Origin of the sequence: Trinickia sp., from assembly GCF_051953405.1 — a bacterium.
Classification (GTDB): Bacteria; Pseudomonadota; Gammaproteobacteria; order Burkholderiales; family Burkholderiaceae; genus Trinickia.
Genome location: NZ_JBQCIV010000131.1, coordinates 1 through 15,451 on the forward strand (window position 1 = coordinate 1; position 15,451 = coordinate 15,451).

Consider the following 15,451-nt stretch of genomic DNA (forward strand, 5'->3'; position numbering starts at 1 on the left):
GATGAGCTTGACGATGATGTTGGAGAGGAACAGCTTGAACGTCTCGAAGCTGATCTCGGAGGTGAGGCTTTGATCGAAGAGATACAGCAGGAACGGGAGGAACACGAACAGCAGCGCGCCGCTGACGCGGTGCAGGATCGAAACCTTCGCCGCCAAGGGCAGACGATAGGACATCGTAATGTCGCCAATCCCGATGTTGCGGAATTCCCGCCTGCGACTGCGTTTTTCTAACGGTCCTGCCATGTCGTACCCCTTTGTCGTATCGAGCCCGTTCTTGCTACGGCCGCCTCACGCAAGGCCGCCGCATGCGAGGGGCGGGCCGAACCAGGCCGGATACGGCGTGGGGATGCGGGGACGTAGTCGAGCGCGGCGTTATGCCACGCCAAGAATTTTGCCGATATTGTCGTCCCGTACTGATATGCTGTCCAATATCTATCGTGTATTCCAGAAATATTTTTTACAGATATCGGTATGGAGCTACGACATATTCGCTACTTCCTGGCCGTTGCCGAGGAACGGAACGTCACGCGGGCAGCCGAGAAGCTGGGCATCGGCCAGCCTCCGCTGAGCCAGCAGATTCACGCGCTGGAAGCCGAATTGGATGTGCGTTTGTTTCGGCGGACGGGCCACGGCGTGGTGCTCACCGAAGCCGGCGAGACGTTCTTGGTCGACGCGCGGCGGCTCCTCGAGAGCGCGGGCCAAGCCATCGCCAATGCGCAGAGCGCGGGGCGGGGCGAGACGGGGCAACTCAACATCGGCTTTACCGGATCGGCGGCCTTCAATCCGATCGTGCCGAGAATGACTCGGCAGTTTCGCCAGTCCTATCCTGGCGTCACCCTCACGCTGTCTGAGGGTAATACGGCGGAACTGCTCGACGATCTCAAGGCCGGCCGCGTCGATGTCGCGTTCGTGCGGCTGGGCGCGCAGTCGCCCGCCGGGATGACGTTCCATCACATCGCGGCCGAGCGCATGCGATTGGTGTTGCCCGCCACGCATCGATTGGCCCGCAAGCAGCGCATCAAACTCGAAATGCTGGCCGGCGAACCGTTTGTTCTGCTTCCGCGCGACGTCAGCCCAACGCTGCACGACGTGATCGTCGGCGCATGCCGTCAGGCAGGATTCGAGCCGGTGCTGGGCCAGCAGGCGCCGCAGTTGTCCTCCGTCGTCAACTTTGTCGCAGCCGAATTCGGCGTATCCCTCGTGCCGGCCTCGGTTTGCCAGATTCAGGTCGAGGGCGTGGTGTATGCGGACGTCGCCGGCGCGAATATCACGATCCGCCTCGCGTTGGCCTCGCAAGCTCAGCCCAAGACATCGAAAGTGGAAAACTTTCTAGCGATTGCGCGACAGTTGACGGCCCCCTTGGAAGGGTGAAGAGAAAATTCTTCTACGCTCATTGCACTTCGCACGATTCTTTGGAAGCAATTTTTGCGATCGCGCACTTAAGATTGCCAGCGCCGACGACGGTTGGCGCGGCCCGTCCAACGACGAAATCGATTCGCTGTAAGCGAGACGAAAGGCGGCGCCGCTGCCCTTATTTAGACATTGTTCGGTGAATTTCCATCGGCTCACGCGAAACGATGCGAAATCCGACGAATTGAAAGACGATCATGAGCGACCGTGCCCCTTTCCATTATTTCGACTACGCGGCAACGACCCCCGTCGATCCGAAGGTAATCCACTCGATGACCGAGTGCTTGGGGATCGATGGCGTGTTCGGCAATCCGGCTTCGAGTTCGCATGCCGCGGGTGCCGCGGCGCGCGAGAAGGTGGAGCATGCGCGCAAGCAGGTCGCCGATCTGATCGGTGCGCAGCCGCACGAAATCGTCTGGACTTCCGGCGCGACCGAATCGAACAATCTGGCGCTGAAAGGGTATGCCGAAGGCGCCGGCACACGGCGGCACCTCGTGACGAGCCCGCTCGAGCACAAAGCGATCCTCGATACGATGAGTAGCCTCGAGAAGCGCGGGATGTCGGTCGCTTACGTCCGTCCGACGGCGGACGGGGAAATCACGGCCGATGCGGTCGCGGCGGCCATCGGCCCGCAAACGGGACTCGTATCGCTCATGCTCGTGAATAACGAATTGGGCACGCTGACCGATATCGCGGCGATCGCACCGATCGTCCATGCCGCGGGCGCGCTCTTGCATGTCGACGCGGCGCAGGCGCTCGGCAAGACGCCGATCGACGTAAAGGCGCTTGGAATCGACTTGATGTCGATGTCCGCTCATAAAGTGTATGGACCGAAAGGGATCGGCGCGCTTTATGTGAGCCGCGAGGCCGCCAGCCGAATCGCGCCGCAGATGCATGGGGGCGGTCACGAGTTCGGACTTCGCTCGGGCACGTTGGCGACGCACCAGATCGCGGGGATGGGGACGGCGTGCGAATTGGCGGCCGCTATGATGGACGCCGACAGCAAGCGGATCGCGGGCCTCGGTGCGCGCTTGCTCGATGGCGTGCTGGCGCTCGACGGGGTGGTGCACAACGCGCGCTTGGCGCGCCGCATTCCTCATACGTTGAGTCTGACGATCGGCTTGCCGGGCTTTTTCACGTTCATGCTCGGCGGCGAGCTGGCCGTCTCGTCCACCTCGGCCTGCAACTCGGCGGCCGGCACGCCTTCCCATGTATTGACCGCGATCGGCCTCGACGAAGCATCGGCGAGCCGTACCGTCCGCGTCAGTCTCGGCCGCTATACCACGCAAGAGGACGTCGACTATGCAATCGCTTGCTTCCAACGAACCGTGGACGCTTGCCGTCCGCTCGTAGCGGGTTGAACTGAGCCGAATCGAGCCGAGCCGAGCGTCCTCGGCTTCGAGTGCTCGAAAAGGTTGATCGGTTTGGCGTTGTTGGTCATGATGCGTGCTTGTTCATGCGAACCGAACATGGACGTTTGACGAACCACGCCCCTTCATGACGAACAAACCGACTGCCACGTCCTTCAGCGAACTCCCGCTCGCGCCCGCCGTATTGGCCAATCTCGCTCGGCTCGGCTATGTCTCGATGACGCCGATCCAGGCCCAGAGCCTGCCCGCCGCGCTTGCTGGGCACGACTTGATCGCTCAGGCGAAGACCGGCAGCGGCAAAACCGCTGCCTTTTCGCTGGCGCTGCTCGCACGGCTCGACGCGCGCCGGTTCGACGTGCAAGCGTTGGTGCTCTGTCCGACGCGGGAGCTTGCCGATCAGGTCACACAGGAAATCCGCCGCCTGGCGCGTGCCGAGGAAAACGTCAAAGTGCTGACGTTGTGCGGCGGCACGCCGATGGCGCCGCAAACCGCCAGCCTCGAACACGGCGCGCATATCGTCGTTGGGACGCCAGGGCGCATCATGGATCATCTGGAGCGCGGCAGCCTCGCCCTCGACGCCGTGAATACGCTGGTGCTCGACGAAGCCGATCGAATGCTCGATATGGGCTTTTACGACGATATCGCGAAGGTCGTCGATCAATGTCCGAAGGAGCGGCAAACGTTGCTGTTCTCCGCGACCTACCCCGAAGGCATTGCCAAGCTGAGCCAGCGGTTTTTGCGCAACCCGAAAGAAGTGCGGCTCGAAGAGCATCACGACGACAGCAAGATTCGTCAGCGCTTCTATGAAGTGACGGAAGACGAGCGGCTGCATGCGGTCGGTTTGTTGTTGAATCACTATCGCCCCGTGAGTACGCTTGCGTTTTGCAATACGAAGCAGCAATGCCGGGATTTGCTCGATGTGTTGCGCGCGCAGGGTTTTCATGCTTTGGCTTTGCATGGGGAACTCGATCAGCGCGAACGCGATCAGGTGCTGATTCAGTTCGCGAACCGCAGCTGTTCGGTGCTCGTGGCCACCGATGTCGCCGCGCGCGGGTTGGATGTCGCGCAGCTCGAAGCCGTCATCAACGTCGATGTCACGCCCGATCCGCAAGTGCATGTGCATCGGATCGGCCGCACGGGCCGCGCGGATCAGGAAGGCTGGGCACTGACGCTGGCGAGCATGGACGAGATGGGGCGCGTCGGCGGTATCGAACAGGCGCAAAAGCGCGATGTCGAATGGCATGCGCTGGCCGAACTCAAAGACAGCGGTGATGCTCCGTTATTGCCGCCGATGGAAACGATACAGATCCTCGGCGGTCGCAAGGAAAAGATTCGCCCCGGCGACGTGCTGGGGGCGCTGACGGGCGAAGCGGGCTTGCCCGGCTCGCAGATCGGCAAGATCAACGTGACCGACTATTCGACGTACGTTGCGGTGGAGCGCAGCATTGCGCGCGAGGCGCTGCGCAAGCTCAACGCAGGCAAGGTCAAGGGCAAGAAGGTGAAAGCCCGTTTGATGGACGAGTGACGAGAAAAACGTTTTGAAAAATAAAAACCTTAGGCGGTGGGCCGCCGCAAACATCGTTGCATGCGCGCTCGTCGTTTGCGTGTCTCCTGCGAGGGCGCAAAACAACGCCCGATTGGAGTCGGCACTGACGAACGCGATGCGCCTGGACATCAAGCAGCCGACGGATCGCGTGGGCGATGGGGGCGCTGCCATTCAAGGCTATGTGGCCGCCGGCTATCTGGCGAAACGGCCGAATACGCGGCTGGACTATACCGACTACTGGTGGCTAAAAAAGAGCGCGCCGTTCATGACGCATGAGTTGGTCATGATCGAGCAGGAATACATGAGCGCCTGGGTGGGCTGCTGTGTGAGCCCGGGCGTTGGGGTCACGGTGCGCGTCCACGGCAGTACGGCCAACCTCGAGCAATTCGCTCGCGCGAACAAGTGTTCCATCGAGACGAACGTCAATTTGACCGACGTGGCGAAATACTCGCATATCGCGTTGTCTTCGATTCACAAAGGGCGATATGCGACGATGAGCTGCCGCGAGCGTGACATTCAGGATCAAGACGGTAGCCAATAAATTCGATTTCGTTTGAACGCGTGCTCCGGGGACCGGGCATGCTTCGGGGACCGGGCGTGCTCCGGGGACCGGGCATGCTCCGGGAGACCGGGTAGCGCCCGGTGGGCTAAGCGGGATGGGGCATCTCGGCAGCCTGCCGCGCGAGCCATGCGCAAAACCGATCGGCTTTAGCGCTGCGCTGCGGGCGCCGCTTGAGGACATATCGTTTGCCGCTTCTGCGAAAACCCAGCGGCGCGATCAAGCGTCCGCTTTGCAGGTCGTCTATCACCAAATGCCAGGGGGCTACGCACATGCCCAATCCTGCCGTGGCGGCTTGCAACGTGAAGTAGTAGTGCTCGAAGACTTGACCTTTGGTTTCCGGTGCAGTGCTGCCTGCGTGATGGGCCCACAGCGACCATGCATCGGGACGCGTCCGCGTATGCAGCAGTAGTTTGCCGGGCAGCTTCGCGGGCGATTTCCAGTCGATCGATGTGGCCAGTTCGGGTGACAACACGGGCCCCAGCCATTCCGGAAATAACACGCTGGCCGCGCTGGGTTCGGCGTGTTGCGCGTCGTCCACGGAGATCACGACGTCGTAGCGTTCGCGTTCGATGTCGACGTCGCGGTCGGTCGCGCTGATTCGCACGTCGATGTCGGGACAGGCCGCGTTGAAATCGTACAGGCGCGGAATCAACCATCGCATGGCGAGCGTACCGAAGCAGGAGACGTCGAGTGTGCCGCCGGGTTCGTCGCTGACGGCGCGCACGGCGCTCTCGATTTGGTCGAACGCGGCCGATACCGTCGGCAACAGGCGCCGGCCCGCCTCGCTCAGCGCGGGCTGTTGCTTGCTCCCCTCGAACAGCGCTGTGCCAAGGGCTTCTTCCAATTGCCGCACTTGGCGGCTAATCGCGCCCGGCGTGACACTGAGTTCGCTTGCGGCGGCTGTCATGCGACCGAGCCGCCCGGCGGCTTCGAAGGCCCGAAGGGCATTCAGAGGTGGAAGTCGACGCTTCATCATTGTGAGAAAAACGCAAATATTGCGCGCATATTAATCGCTTTTCCCGGCTAATGCTGGACGCTATAAAGGCTTTTCGTTCCGCTTCCGGCGCCTCTCCCCGCATGATGCCAAGGGTGAGGCACCGCGAAGGCGGGCGAATCCTTTGTGTCTCTTTATGTCTATCAGCGAGAAAAGATCAAATGCCTTTCATTCGGACCGCCGTTGCGCAAGATACCTCTCCCGAGCAACGTCGAGCCATCGTCATGGGCGTGCACGACGCGCTCGTCGATGCGATCGGGATGCCCACCGACGAGTTGTTCAACCTGGTGTCCGACTACGCGCCGGGACAATTCTTCTGCAGCCGCAGCTTCAACGGCATTGCCCGCTCCGAACGCGTGGTGGTGGTCGAAATCACGATGCGGCGCGGTCGCAGCGACGCAATGAAGAAAGACTTGTATGCCGGGATCGCGCACAATCTGGAAGCGGCCGGTGTGTCGCGCAAGGACGTTTTCATCTTTCTGCATGAAAACGACTACTCCGACTGGTCGGTTGGCAACGGGCTGTTCGCCATGGCATTGGCACAGCAGCGAGGCTCGGATTTTTCGGCGTGACGCACGGCTTCGCCCCGGCTCGGATTTCCGTAGAGAACGGGTTGCACGATCCTGAAGGTACCTCGTGGCCTCGGTCCAATACGTTCGATATTCGGACGATCATGTAGACTTGTTGAGCGCTGCGCGCCTTAGGACGCTTCACGGCGCTTCGATGAGGGGGACGCATGCCGTATTGCGAGACGTGCCGGATTGAAGTCGATGCGCTGTTCTGTCCCAGATGCGGCAGCATGACTTCGGTTCGATTGGATCGGCGCCGTTTGCGGCCCGATTCGCCGAGCGGCGGCCCATCGTCGGCAGTCGCCGTTGCGCCGACGTCGTACGCGCTAGTCCATACCTTGGGCGGCAACACGCCCGACGACATGGGGGGCGACGGGGCGTACGCCAATTGGTTGCACGGCCATTTTTCTTGTCACAAGAGCCAACTAGGCTGCGTCGATGTGCAGCGCCTGATCTTCACGGGCCGCAAGACCGGATCGACGGGCGAATTTATCGGCCGCATGATTCCCCAGTTCACGCGGGATTTACAGCGGTATTTGACCACGCCCGCCTTGCGCATGACGCGCACCATCGTGCTGAATTGGCATATCCGCTACACCGGCCGGCCCAATGCCTGGACAGGGCGCGGCAGCAGCCAGGAGATGGTCGCGGCGCTTCAGGGCATCGTGGCCGAAGCCGGCTATCGGCTCATCGTGCTCTATACCGTGCACGAGTCGGAGGGCCTAGGGGGAGAGGCGTGGCGCTATCAGCCGTCGTCGCTTTTGGCCTTGAATCCCGATGTGCAAGGGCAACTGGGTCTCCAGTTCCGCGAGCGCGTCGCGCTGTCTCGGGTACCCGGGCTCATGACCTGCGTTCACACGTCGAGCGTCGACCTCATTTTGCAATACCTGCGCGGCGAATCCACCGCGCTGATCCGCACGGCTGCCGCGGTGCTGCTGCAGCAGTTTCGGCTGCGGACCGTGCCGAGCCAGCGCGGCAACCTCGCTCGGCGCCAAACGCAAGGCATCATCGTGTTCGGAATGATCACGGCGCGTCACGGGCTGTCGGCCGAACTCATTCGACTGCTCTGCCGGCGTCTAGCGATGTACGGCTTCGGGCGGGATTTCAAGGTCGTCATCGCGGGCAGGACACAGACAGCGTCGCTGGAGGTCGATCTGCGCGCGATCGACTCGGCCAGGTTGGTCTTTCATGGCACGCTCGATCATCGCGATGGTTTTACGACGTTAGCGGGATGCCGCTATGCGATGTCCTTCGACCCGCTCGGCTTTCGCGACAACGCCTCGGCTCAAGTGAACGTGACGCGTGCCGGTCATTTATTGTTCTCGCGAAACTCGGGGGAATCGTCCGAGGCGATGATCGAACGCGCGCTGGCGGAGATCGTCCGGTGCGAACGCGATTCGGAGCACTACACCGATGCCTTGATCGCTCAGTCCGGTCGATTTATCAATACTTCGCCCGATGCCGTGGGCGACGAGCTGGATCAGTTCCTGCGCGCTCTTTCGTCTAGCGAGCAATGATGAGCCAGCGACGCCCGCTAATCGAGCCGCTTTCGCCGATCTCGCGGGTGCACCGACTCGCGAGACCGGTTTCCGCAGGCCGCTACTTCAACAGGACCCAACGCCCCTTGGCATCCAACGCGGCGTAGGGAACGAACTTTCCGTGGCGAACCTGTACCGCCATATAAGCGGCGCTCGCCCGGTCGCCTTTCTCGTCGAACGCGATTTTGCCGGTCGCGCCGTTATAGCTTTTGAGCGTGTGCAGTGCGGCCGCGACATCGGATGGCTTGGCCGACTTCGCGTTTTCGATGGCCTGGGCCGTGACGCCGATCGCATCGTATTCGTAGATCGAGTAGGGGCCCGGAGCGCGCTTGTACGCCGCCTCGTAGGCCGCCGAGAACCGATGCGCGCGCTCGTTCCCGAGAAACGCGGGCAACGGCGAGGTCGTGACGATCATTCCCTCGACATCCGCACCGCCGGTTTGGATCAGCGATGGGTCGGCGGTGCCGGAGCTGATGAAATGCTTGATCGGCAACCGCAACGCGCGCACGTCTTTGGACAAGGCCGCAGCCTCGGGGTAATAGCCCGTAAAGTAGATCACGTCGGGCTTCGCCTGTGCGGTGCTCGCCGCCAAATCGCGATAGTCGTGCTGCCCCGGAGTGAGCGCCGCGTCGAGCACGACCTGAGTGTCGTCCGCCTTGAGTCCCGCGATCGTATCCTGCGCAAGCCGCTGAGAGTACGTGGAGCCGTCGTTGATGATGGCCGCGCGTTTCGCATGCAGCACGCTTGTCATGAACGCGGCCACGTAGCCGCCTTGCGCATCGGCACGACCGATCGTGCGAAACACGTTGGACCAGCCATGGTCGGTCAGTTGAGGACTGGTCGAAGCATCGAGCACATACGGAATGCCCGCTACGTGAAATACGTTGAGTTCGGGCAGCGCCGCGCTCGAGCAGTAGCCGCCGGCCACGGCAACGACGTTCGCGCGGACGAGCGCCTCGGCCGCTTGCGCCGCCTTGTCGGGGTTGCAAGCGTCGTCTTGCTGTACGAGTTCGAGCTTCTTGCCGAGCACACCGCCCGCCGCGTTGATTTGATCCACCGCCAGTCGAGCGCCGTTGAAGATATCGGTGCCTGCATCCTGATAGGCGCCGGAGAGCGACGTCGGCACACCGATCTTGATGGTGTCCTCCTGCGCTCGCGCCGCATGGGGCGCGAACGCGAGCGAGACGCCCATCGACGCTGCCATTGCGAACGATGCGAACGATGCGAGTCTCGGGCGACGATGGAGAATGCGCGACGCGTGCCTGCTTTGAAGCGGCGCGCGGCCGGTGCGTGTATGTCCAACTGCCATCTTGCCTCTCCCCACTTTCGATGAACCCGCGCAAACGCGGGCGACGCTTGCACTTGATCTTGGATCGATTCTGCGTGGCTGGCTATAGGTGGAGGACTGTTTTGCTGTAGGGAATTCCGCACAGCTCAGCCCATCGCGCGGCGTTACGGCTCATCGGCGAACGCCACCAAGGTCGAGTCTTCGGGGTGCCCCACCCAAACCGCCACGGCGGAATAGTTATCGGCGTGCGGTGCGACCCGGGCGTGACGCGCCGCTTCGTGCTCGAGCAGTCGAGCCCAGTCGTCGGCGGAATGCACGATCCGCAGCGTCCGTTCGAGCGTTCGCGCCGATACGAGCTGCCAAAAACCGTCGGTGCAGAGGATGAACGCGTCGCCGTCCACGAGCGGAAAGCGTTCGCCGTGGCTCGGCGAGACTAGGCCGCGCATGCCGATCGCGCTGTGAAGCAGGCTCGGGTTGACGCCATCGGTCGACCACCCCGCATCGCGCATTTGCTGCATCACGCTGTGATCGAGCGTGCGCTCCGCGATGGCGCCGTGCCTGAACCGGTACAGGCGGCTGTCGCCTACATGCAGCCATTGCGCGTGCGCGTGCACGCGGTCGATGAAGAGCGCGACGATGGTGGTGCTCATCTGCGCATGCAGCGGGTCGCGCTGTTGCTCGGCTACGATGGCTTCGTTCGCGGCTTGCACCCAGGCATGCGCCGCCTCTCGCGAGACACGCTCGGCTTCGCTCCAGTGCGCGACGAGGGTTGCGACGGCGCGCCGAGCGGCGACATCGCCGCCAGGCGTGCCGCCAATGCCGTCGCCCACCACGAAGCAGGCGCGGTCCGCGTCGATCCGATGCGCCACGACATCCTGATTGGTCTGCCTCGCGCCCGCGCACGAAAAATAAGCACAAGAGACATGCATGGTCAGCTCGACCGGGCGCTTTCGCGTCGCGCGTGATAGTGCCTCACTTCCTCGTCGTAGGCATTCAAAAACGCTTTGCCGAATACGGCGCCGAAATCGTCTTCGACCGCGAGCGCCATCTCGCGGTGCAGCCGCGCGTAGTGTTGCCACAGCGATGCGTCGCGCAGTATCGGCAAGGCGCGTTCGATTCGGTTCGCCTCGCCCGCGCGCTGTGCGATTCGCTCCGGAGAAAAACGACTCAGGAGATCGATGAGGGCCGCGCGCATGCCGGCCACAATTGCAAGCTGGTGCGCATGCAAATCGTGAAACGCATCTTCCACCGCGCTCGCGGGCGTCATGAAGCCGGGAAACGGCAAGCCGAACATTTGCTTCAGCGCGGCACTGCCGTCCGGCAGCAATTTGAGCGGGTTGTTCTCGCGATCGAGCAAGACCGTCATGTCGGCCTGCACCTCTCGCTTCAGGACGCTGCGCGAAGAAAGCAGCTCGACCGTGCCGTTGGCGAACAGCGCGAGCAGTTGCCCTGCGATCTTCAATTGCTCCGTCGACCAATTGCAGGCGACCTTGTCGAGCCCCGCGCCGTTAAGGAACGCGGCGAGCAGCGCATCGGAGGGCTTCGGTTGCGCATCGGGCGGGTTGGGATCTTGGGTTGGACTGGGGCCCGAGGGCGTTGCCGCAGGCGCGAACCGAGCCGACGCTGGCGCGGTCGCATCGAGAGACGCGGGCACATCGGAACGAGTCAGCTCGGGGCGATCGAAGGCGGGCGGCGCGCGATGGGTCGTTGCCGTCGGCATGAATGCCGTCAACGGATCGGTCGGAATCGCGCGCGGCGCTTCTTCGTTCGCGGCTCGGCCGCGCGGTGCATGCGCGCCGGCGTCCTGCGCGAGATGGGGCGCATCCCAATCGGCTCGCAGAACATACGGCCCGATACGAATGGCGTCGCCGGGGCGAACCACCTGTTCCTGCGCGCATTCCAGCGAGATGTCGTTGACCTGCACGACGGCCACGCTGCTCAAATTCTTCAATCGGCAATGGGTGCCGTCGGTTTGCAGCAGTGCCTGAAGCCGCGATATACGCCGCGTTTCGTCCGGCAGCACCAATAGATTGTCCGCATTACGGCCGATCGTGCCGCCGGGAGGCAGAAATTCCACGGAGGTCTTCGACTTGGCGGGCCGACCCGCGTATTCGACGACGGTCAGTTGCATAACTCGACTCGACAATGAAAATGAAAGGATGGCGACAGCCGCACCGATGGCTCAGGACCCAACATGCTGACGCGCGGCTTCGAATGCCGGGCCCCATATCGGGTGTCCCTTTTCGGCGTTCGATAGTTCGAATTTCGGATCGAGACGCAGCGCTTTCTCGAATTCCACGCGGCACAACGCGACGCGTCCCGTGACGCAATAGCTGAAGGCCATCAGCTTGTGCGCATCGACCTGCGTGCGACGATCGGCGGCGTCGACCGTATCGCTGTTGCGCAATAGCTTGATCGTGCGTGCGTAGTCGCCCGATGCAAAGGACTCCTGCGCGGCTCGCAGCGTTTCGTCGGCCGCCCGTTGAGCCGGCGACGTCGTGGCGCAGGCAGCCACGGCCAGGCCCAAACACACCGCGCCTACAAGCTTCGCGAACCCCGACCGGTTCGCCCAAATATCCGTGTATTGCGGCATAAGTAGTGTCAGCTTAAAACTACGAATTTCGGGAAAGGCTTCTTATCCTATGCGCATATTTTTGAATGAATATTCAGTTGCCGTGAAAATTCATGTGAACTATAGTCTATTCCACTTTATCGCTGTCGGCGAAATTGGGTTCATATTAAAGCGGATTTTTTGGGGATGAATCAAACCGCTTTTCGTTGAACGCTGAATAGCTCGTTTCCGACGTCTACCGGTGGTGCGCCGCCGAGGTTACGCGTGCTCTGTCGCATGCATGCAATGCAATCGAATCGCGAGTTGATCGCGAGGAGTCATTGCGGCTATTCGAATTGGGACGGTAAATGCTAAATGCGGTTTCTTGCTCGAGTTGCATTCGCCGCTGTGCTGCTGGCATTGAACGGCTGCGCAGGTACGGAAAAATCGCTGCCGGTCCCTTATTCCGTGACATTCGAGGCAGCCAATGACGTCAATGTCGATAGTGGGCGAAGACCGTCGCCGGTGGCGCTGCAGGTGTTCCGGCTCAAGTCGGGCGACGCGTTCGAGCGCGCCGATTTCTTCTCGCTGCAGAACAAGCCGGCTCAGGCGCTCGGCGGCGATTTGGTCGGCGCCGATCGACTGATCCTGCGGCCCGGCGAATCGCGCACGCTCCGCTACACCGGAGACCCATCGGTGCGCGAACTCGGCATCGTGGCCGGTTACCGAAATCTAGTGAAGAGCCGTTGGAAGTCGGCCATTGCGCTACCGGCTCCGGCGCAGACGAATCTTTGGAAAGTCTGGCAATTGGCGCCGCGCGAGAGGCGGCTGGTCGTCGTGTTACGTGCAGACGGTATCGACACGCAAACTGGGAATCGATAGATGTTGATGAGCCGAAACGCGAATCCAAGCCTGCTCGCCGCCGCGGGGGATCGGGTCGTGTGGTCCGAGGGCATGTTCTTGCGCCCGCAGCACTTTCAGCAATTGGAGCGGTTCGTCGAGCGTTACATCCAGCTTCGCTGCGCGCAAACCCAACCGTTCTATTGGGGGTTCTCGGCGCTGGTCGTCAATCGCGAGGCGCTTGCGCACGGTAAGGTCGCGCTCGATATGGCCGCCGGCGTGATGCCCGACGGGACGCCGTTCGAGTTTTCCGCCGCGGGCGAGGGGGCCGATACGCTCGACGTCGGTCCGCACGTCAAGGCTGCGACCGTCGTGCTCGCGGTGCCGCGATCGCGCGGCGACGGCGTCCAAATCGCTTTCGGTGAGGACAGCGCCCGTGCGGGGGCGCGCTTCATTGCGCACGAGCGCGAGCTATCGGACATCAATGAAATCGGCCTCGAGCCTGCGCTCGTTCAGCTCGGACGTTTGCAATTGCGCTTGATGCTCGATGCCGACGCGGGCGCGGATTGGCATACGCTCGGCGTCTTGCGCGTGCTCGAGCGGCGGGCCGACCGGCAGCTCATGGTCGATGAAAGCTATATTCCGCCGATGCTCGATGCGCATGCGGATCCCGTGTTGAGCGGATATGTCCGCGAGTTGCATCGGCTCTTGCTCGCCCGTGCCGAAGCGCTCGCGGGCCGGTTAGCGGCGCCGGGGCGCATGGGCGTACCGGAGATGGCCGACTTCCTGTTGCTGGAACTCGTCAATCGATCGCTCGCCTTCGGCTCGCATGCCGAGAACATGCCGCGCGTTCACCCCGAACGGCTGTTCCGCGAATGGCTCGAGATGGCATGCGACTTTGCGACGTTTACGACCGACGAGCGTCGGCCGCCTGCGTTGCCGATCTACGAGCACGACGATTTGCGCAAGTGCTTCGGCGAACTGTTCACGCAATTGAGGCGATCGCTCGCGACGGTATTGGAGCAGCATGCGGTGCAAATTTCGCTCGAGGATAAAGGCAACCGCGTGAGCGTCGCCCTGATTGCCGACGAGGACCTGCGCGAGCAGGCGAGCTTCGTATTGGCCGTGCGCGCCGATATGCGCGCGGAGGACATTCGCACGCGCGTGCCTGCTCAAATCAAGCTCGGGCCGGTGGAGCGAATCCGCGACTTGGTTCATCTGCAGTTGCCGGGCATCGCGGTGCAGCCGCTGCCGGTTGCCCCGCGAGAGCTGCCTTATCACGCTGGGCACGTCTATTTCGAAGTCGATAAAGGCGGCGATCTATGGCGGCAACTGCAGCGATCCGGTGCGTTGGCATTGCATTTGGCCGGTGATTTTCCCGGCCTGGCAATGGAGTTTTGGGCGATTCGCCCATGAGCCAGAGCGGGTTCGAAATGCACCAACTGCATCCCTTGGACGATCCGTTCGCGGCGGGGCCGGGAGCGCGTCTCATTCCGAACGCGAACGATGGAGACGACGCGCGAGCGCCGAGCCGCCCACCCGCGCAAGAGGGCTCGCTAGCGTCCGCGCCGGCCGCGTTCTCCGATCCGCGCAATCCGCTCGTCGGCGCGGCCGGTTCGTTGCTCAATCTCGTGCCGCAGATTCGCTATACCGTGCATCATTCGAATCCGCGATGGCTGCGCGAGCATCTTGCCTCGGAGATTCGGGCGTTCGAAGTGCGCGCGCAACAGGCGGGAATCTCGCCCGAACAAATCGGCGCCGCGCGTTACTGTCTTTGCACCGCGCTCGACGAAGCCGCCGCGTTGACGCCCTGGGGCAGTGCCGCGAATTGGGCCGCCGATAGTCTGCTCGTCGAATTTCACAACGAAACGTGGGGCGGCGAGAAGTTCTTTCAGGTCTTGGAGCGCGCAGCAAAGCAGCCGCGCGAGCATTTGCTCTTGCTCGAACTGCTCTTCTACTGTCTGGCACTCGGTTTCGAAGGACGCTACCGGGTCCTCGACAATGGCCATGCGCAGCTCGACGCGATGCGGCGGGAACTCGCGGCCAGCATTCGACGCGTGCGCGGCGAATTCGATCCGGCACTATCGCCGCATTGGCGCGACGAACTCGCGAGCCGCGATCCGCGACGCTCGATCGTGCCGCTGTGGGCTTGCGTGGCTTTCGCGGTGGTGCTCGGCTTCGGCGTCTTCGTCGCGCTGTCGCTTGCGTTGGCGGGGCGTTCGGATCGAGCCTTCTCGATGATCGCTCGATTGCCCGTACCGAAGATGCAATCGGTCGCGGCGCAAAGCACGGCTTCGCAGCCGGCGCCGGCGCCTCGCCTCGCGCTCTTTCTTGCACCCGAGGTGCGGGCGGGCTTGGTCACGGTGAGAGACGAGGCCGATCGTAGCGTGGTCGTGCTGCGCGGCGACGGTCTATTCGGGTCGGGCTCGACGACGATCATCGATCGCTACGAACCCACGCTCGCTCGCATTGCCGATGCGCTCGATCGGACGCCCGGCAGGGTGGTCGTCGCCGGCTATACGGACAATCAACCGGTGCGCACGGCGCGCTTCCCTTCGAACTGGAACTTGTCGGTCGAGCGTGCGCAAGCGGTGACGCGCTTCTTGGCGGACCGCATGCACGCGCCTGGCCGCCTGCAAGCCGTCGGTCGCGCCGATGCGGATCCGATCGCATCGAACGACACGGCAGCGGGCCGCGCGCAGAACCGCCGCGTCGAAATCACGTTGTTCGCCGCGCCGGAGGCGAGCGCCGCCAACGCCTCGCCGGGAGCCGTTCGATGAATC

13 protein-coding genes and 2 pseudogenes are annotated in these 15,451 nt (G+C 62.7%); 9 read left to right on the plus strand and 6 right to left on the minus strand.

Features of this window, described 5'->3' with window-relative positions:
* Positions 1–243, minus strand: a 243-nt coding sequence (gene sdhC, locus ACTHN9_RS23730) for a succinate dehydrogenase, cytochrome b556 subunit (protein WP_440539257.1), incomplete at its 3' end; no start/stop codon positions are given.
* 228 nt (positions 244–471) lie between these two features.
* On the opposite strand from sdhC, the gene ACTHN9_RS23735 reads away from it, so the two are divergent.
* The 4 genes and pseudogenes from ACTHN9_RS23735 to ACTHN9_RS23750 all read left to right on the plus strand — a co-directional run bounded on the left by ACTHN9_RS23735 (position 472) and on the right by ACTHN9_RS23750 (position 4,867).
* Complete coding sequence (locus ACTHN9_RS23735; RefSeq protein WP_440539258.1) at positions 472–1,371, plus strand: LysR family transcriptional regulator; 900 nt, start codon at positions 472–474, stop codon at positions 1,369–1,371.
* Between the two features lie 236 nt (positions 1,372–1,607).
* Positions 1,608–2,765: pseudogene (locus ACTHN9_RS23740) on the plus strand (cysteine desulfurase family protein); the annotation flags it as partial.
* Positions 2,766–2,907: 142 nt separating this feature from the next.
* Entirely contained in the window at positions 2,908–4,305 is a 1,398-nt protein-coding gene (dbpA, locus tag ACTHN9_RS23745) for an ATP-dependent RNA helicase DbpA (protein WP_440539259.1), read from the plus strand.
* A 136-nt stretch (positions 4,306–4,441) separates the two neighbouring features.
* On the plus strand, positions 4,442–4,867 hold the full coding sequence (locus ACTHN9_RS23750) for a hypothetical protein (protein WP_440539260.1): 426 nt from the start codon (positions 4,442–4,444) through the stop codon (positions 4,865–4,867).
* A gap of 106 nt (positions 4,868–4,973) precedes the next feature.
* Here the strand turns inward: ACTHN9_RS23750 and ACTHN9_RS23755 are convergent, their stop codons facing one another.
* Positions 4,974–5,864, minus strand: coding sequence for a LysR substrate-binding domain-containing protein (locus ACTHN9_RS23755; protein ID WP_440539261.1), 891 nt, complete (start codon positions 5,862–5,864; stop codon positions 4,974–4,976).
* A gap of 179 nt (positions 5,865–6,043) precedes the next feature.
* Between ACTHN9_RS23755 and ACTHN9_RS23760 the strand changes: the two genes are divergently transcribed.
* Both ACTHN9_RS23760 and ACTHN9_RS23765 read left to right on the plus strand, forming a co-directional pair.
* Positions 6,044–6,454, plus strand: coding sequence for a tautomerase family protein (locus ACTHN9_RS23760; RefSeq protein ID WP_440539262.1), 411 nt, complete (start codon positions 6,044–6,046; stop codon positions 6,452–6,454).
* 227 nt (positions 6,455–6,681) lie between these two features.
* Entirely contained in the window at positions 6,682–7,968 is a 1,287-nt protein-coding gene (locus ACTHN9_RS23765; RefSeq protein WP_440539263.1) for a hypothetical protein, read from the plus strand.
* 82 nt (positions 7,969–8,050) lie between these two features.
* On the opposite strand, the gene ACTHN9_RS23770 is transcribed toward ACTHN9_RS23765, so the two are convergent.
* The 4 genes from ACTHN9_RS23770 to ACTHN9_RS23785 all read right to left on the minus strand — a co-directional run bounded on the left by ACTHN9_RS23770 (position 8,051) and on the right by ACTHN9_RS23785 (position 11,870).
* The gene (locus ACTHN9_RS23770; protein ID WP_440539264.1) at positions 8,051–9,193 is read right to left on the minus strand and encodes a branched-chain amino acid ABC transporter substrate-binding protein; all 1,143 of its coding nucleotides are present in this window, start codon (positions 9,191–9,193) and stop codon (positions 8,051–8,053) included.
* A gap of 248 nt (positions 9,194–9,441) precedes the next feature.
* Positions 9,442–10,206 (minus strand): PP2C family protein-serine/threonine phosphatase, encoded by a 765-nt coding sequence (locus ACTHN9_RS23775; RefSeq protein WP_440539265.1) that lies wholly within the window; start codon positions 10,204–10,206, stop codon positions 9,442–9,444.
* A gap of 2 nt (positions 10,207–10,208) precedes the next feature.
* Positions 10,209–11,408 carry a type VI secretion system-associated FHA domain protein TagH gene (tagH, locus tag ACTHN9_RS23780; RefSeq protein ID WP_440539266.1) on the minus strand — a complete coding sequence of 400 codons (1,200 nt, stop codon included), beginning with the start codon at positions 11,406–11,408 and terminating at the stop codon, positions 10,209–10,211.
* Between the two features lie 51 nt (positions 11,409–11,459).
* Positions 11,460–11,870, minus strand: coding sequence for a TssQ family T6SS-associated lipoprotein (locus ACTHN9_RS23785; protein WP_440539267.1), 411 nt, complete (start codon positions 11,868–11,870; stop codon positions 11,460–11,462).
* Between the two features lie 333 nt (positions 11,871–12,203).
* On the opposite strand from ACTHN9_RS23785, the gene tssJ reads away from it, so the two are divergent.
* From tssJ to ACTHN9_RS23800, 3 genes and pseudogenes are all read left to right on the plus strand, one after another.
* Positions 12,204–12,710, plus strand: coding sequence for a type VI secretion system lipoprotein TssJ (gene tssJ / locus ACTHN9_RS23790; RefSeq protein ID WP_440539268.1), 507 nt, complete (start codon positions 12,204–12,206; stop codon positions 12,708–12,710).
* A pseudogene (gene tssK, locus ACTHN9_RS23795) lies at positions 12,707–14,084 on the plus strand (type VI secretion system baseplate subunit TssK). The gene tssJ and the pseudogene tssK overlap by 4 nt, the downstream one beginning before the upstream one ends.
* A 26-nt stretch (positions 14,085–14,110) precedes the next feature.
* A complete protein-coding gene (locus tag ACTHN9_RS23800; RefSeq protein ID WP_440539356.1) occupies positions 14,111–15,448 on the plus strand; it encodes a DotU family type VI secretion system protein in 1,338 nt (445 codons plus the stop codon).
* Positions 15,449–15,451 lie beyond the last annotated feature (3 nt).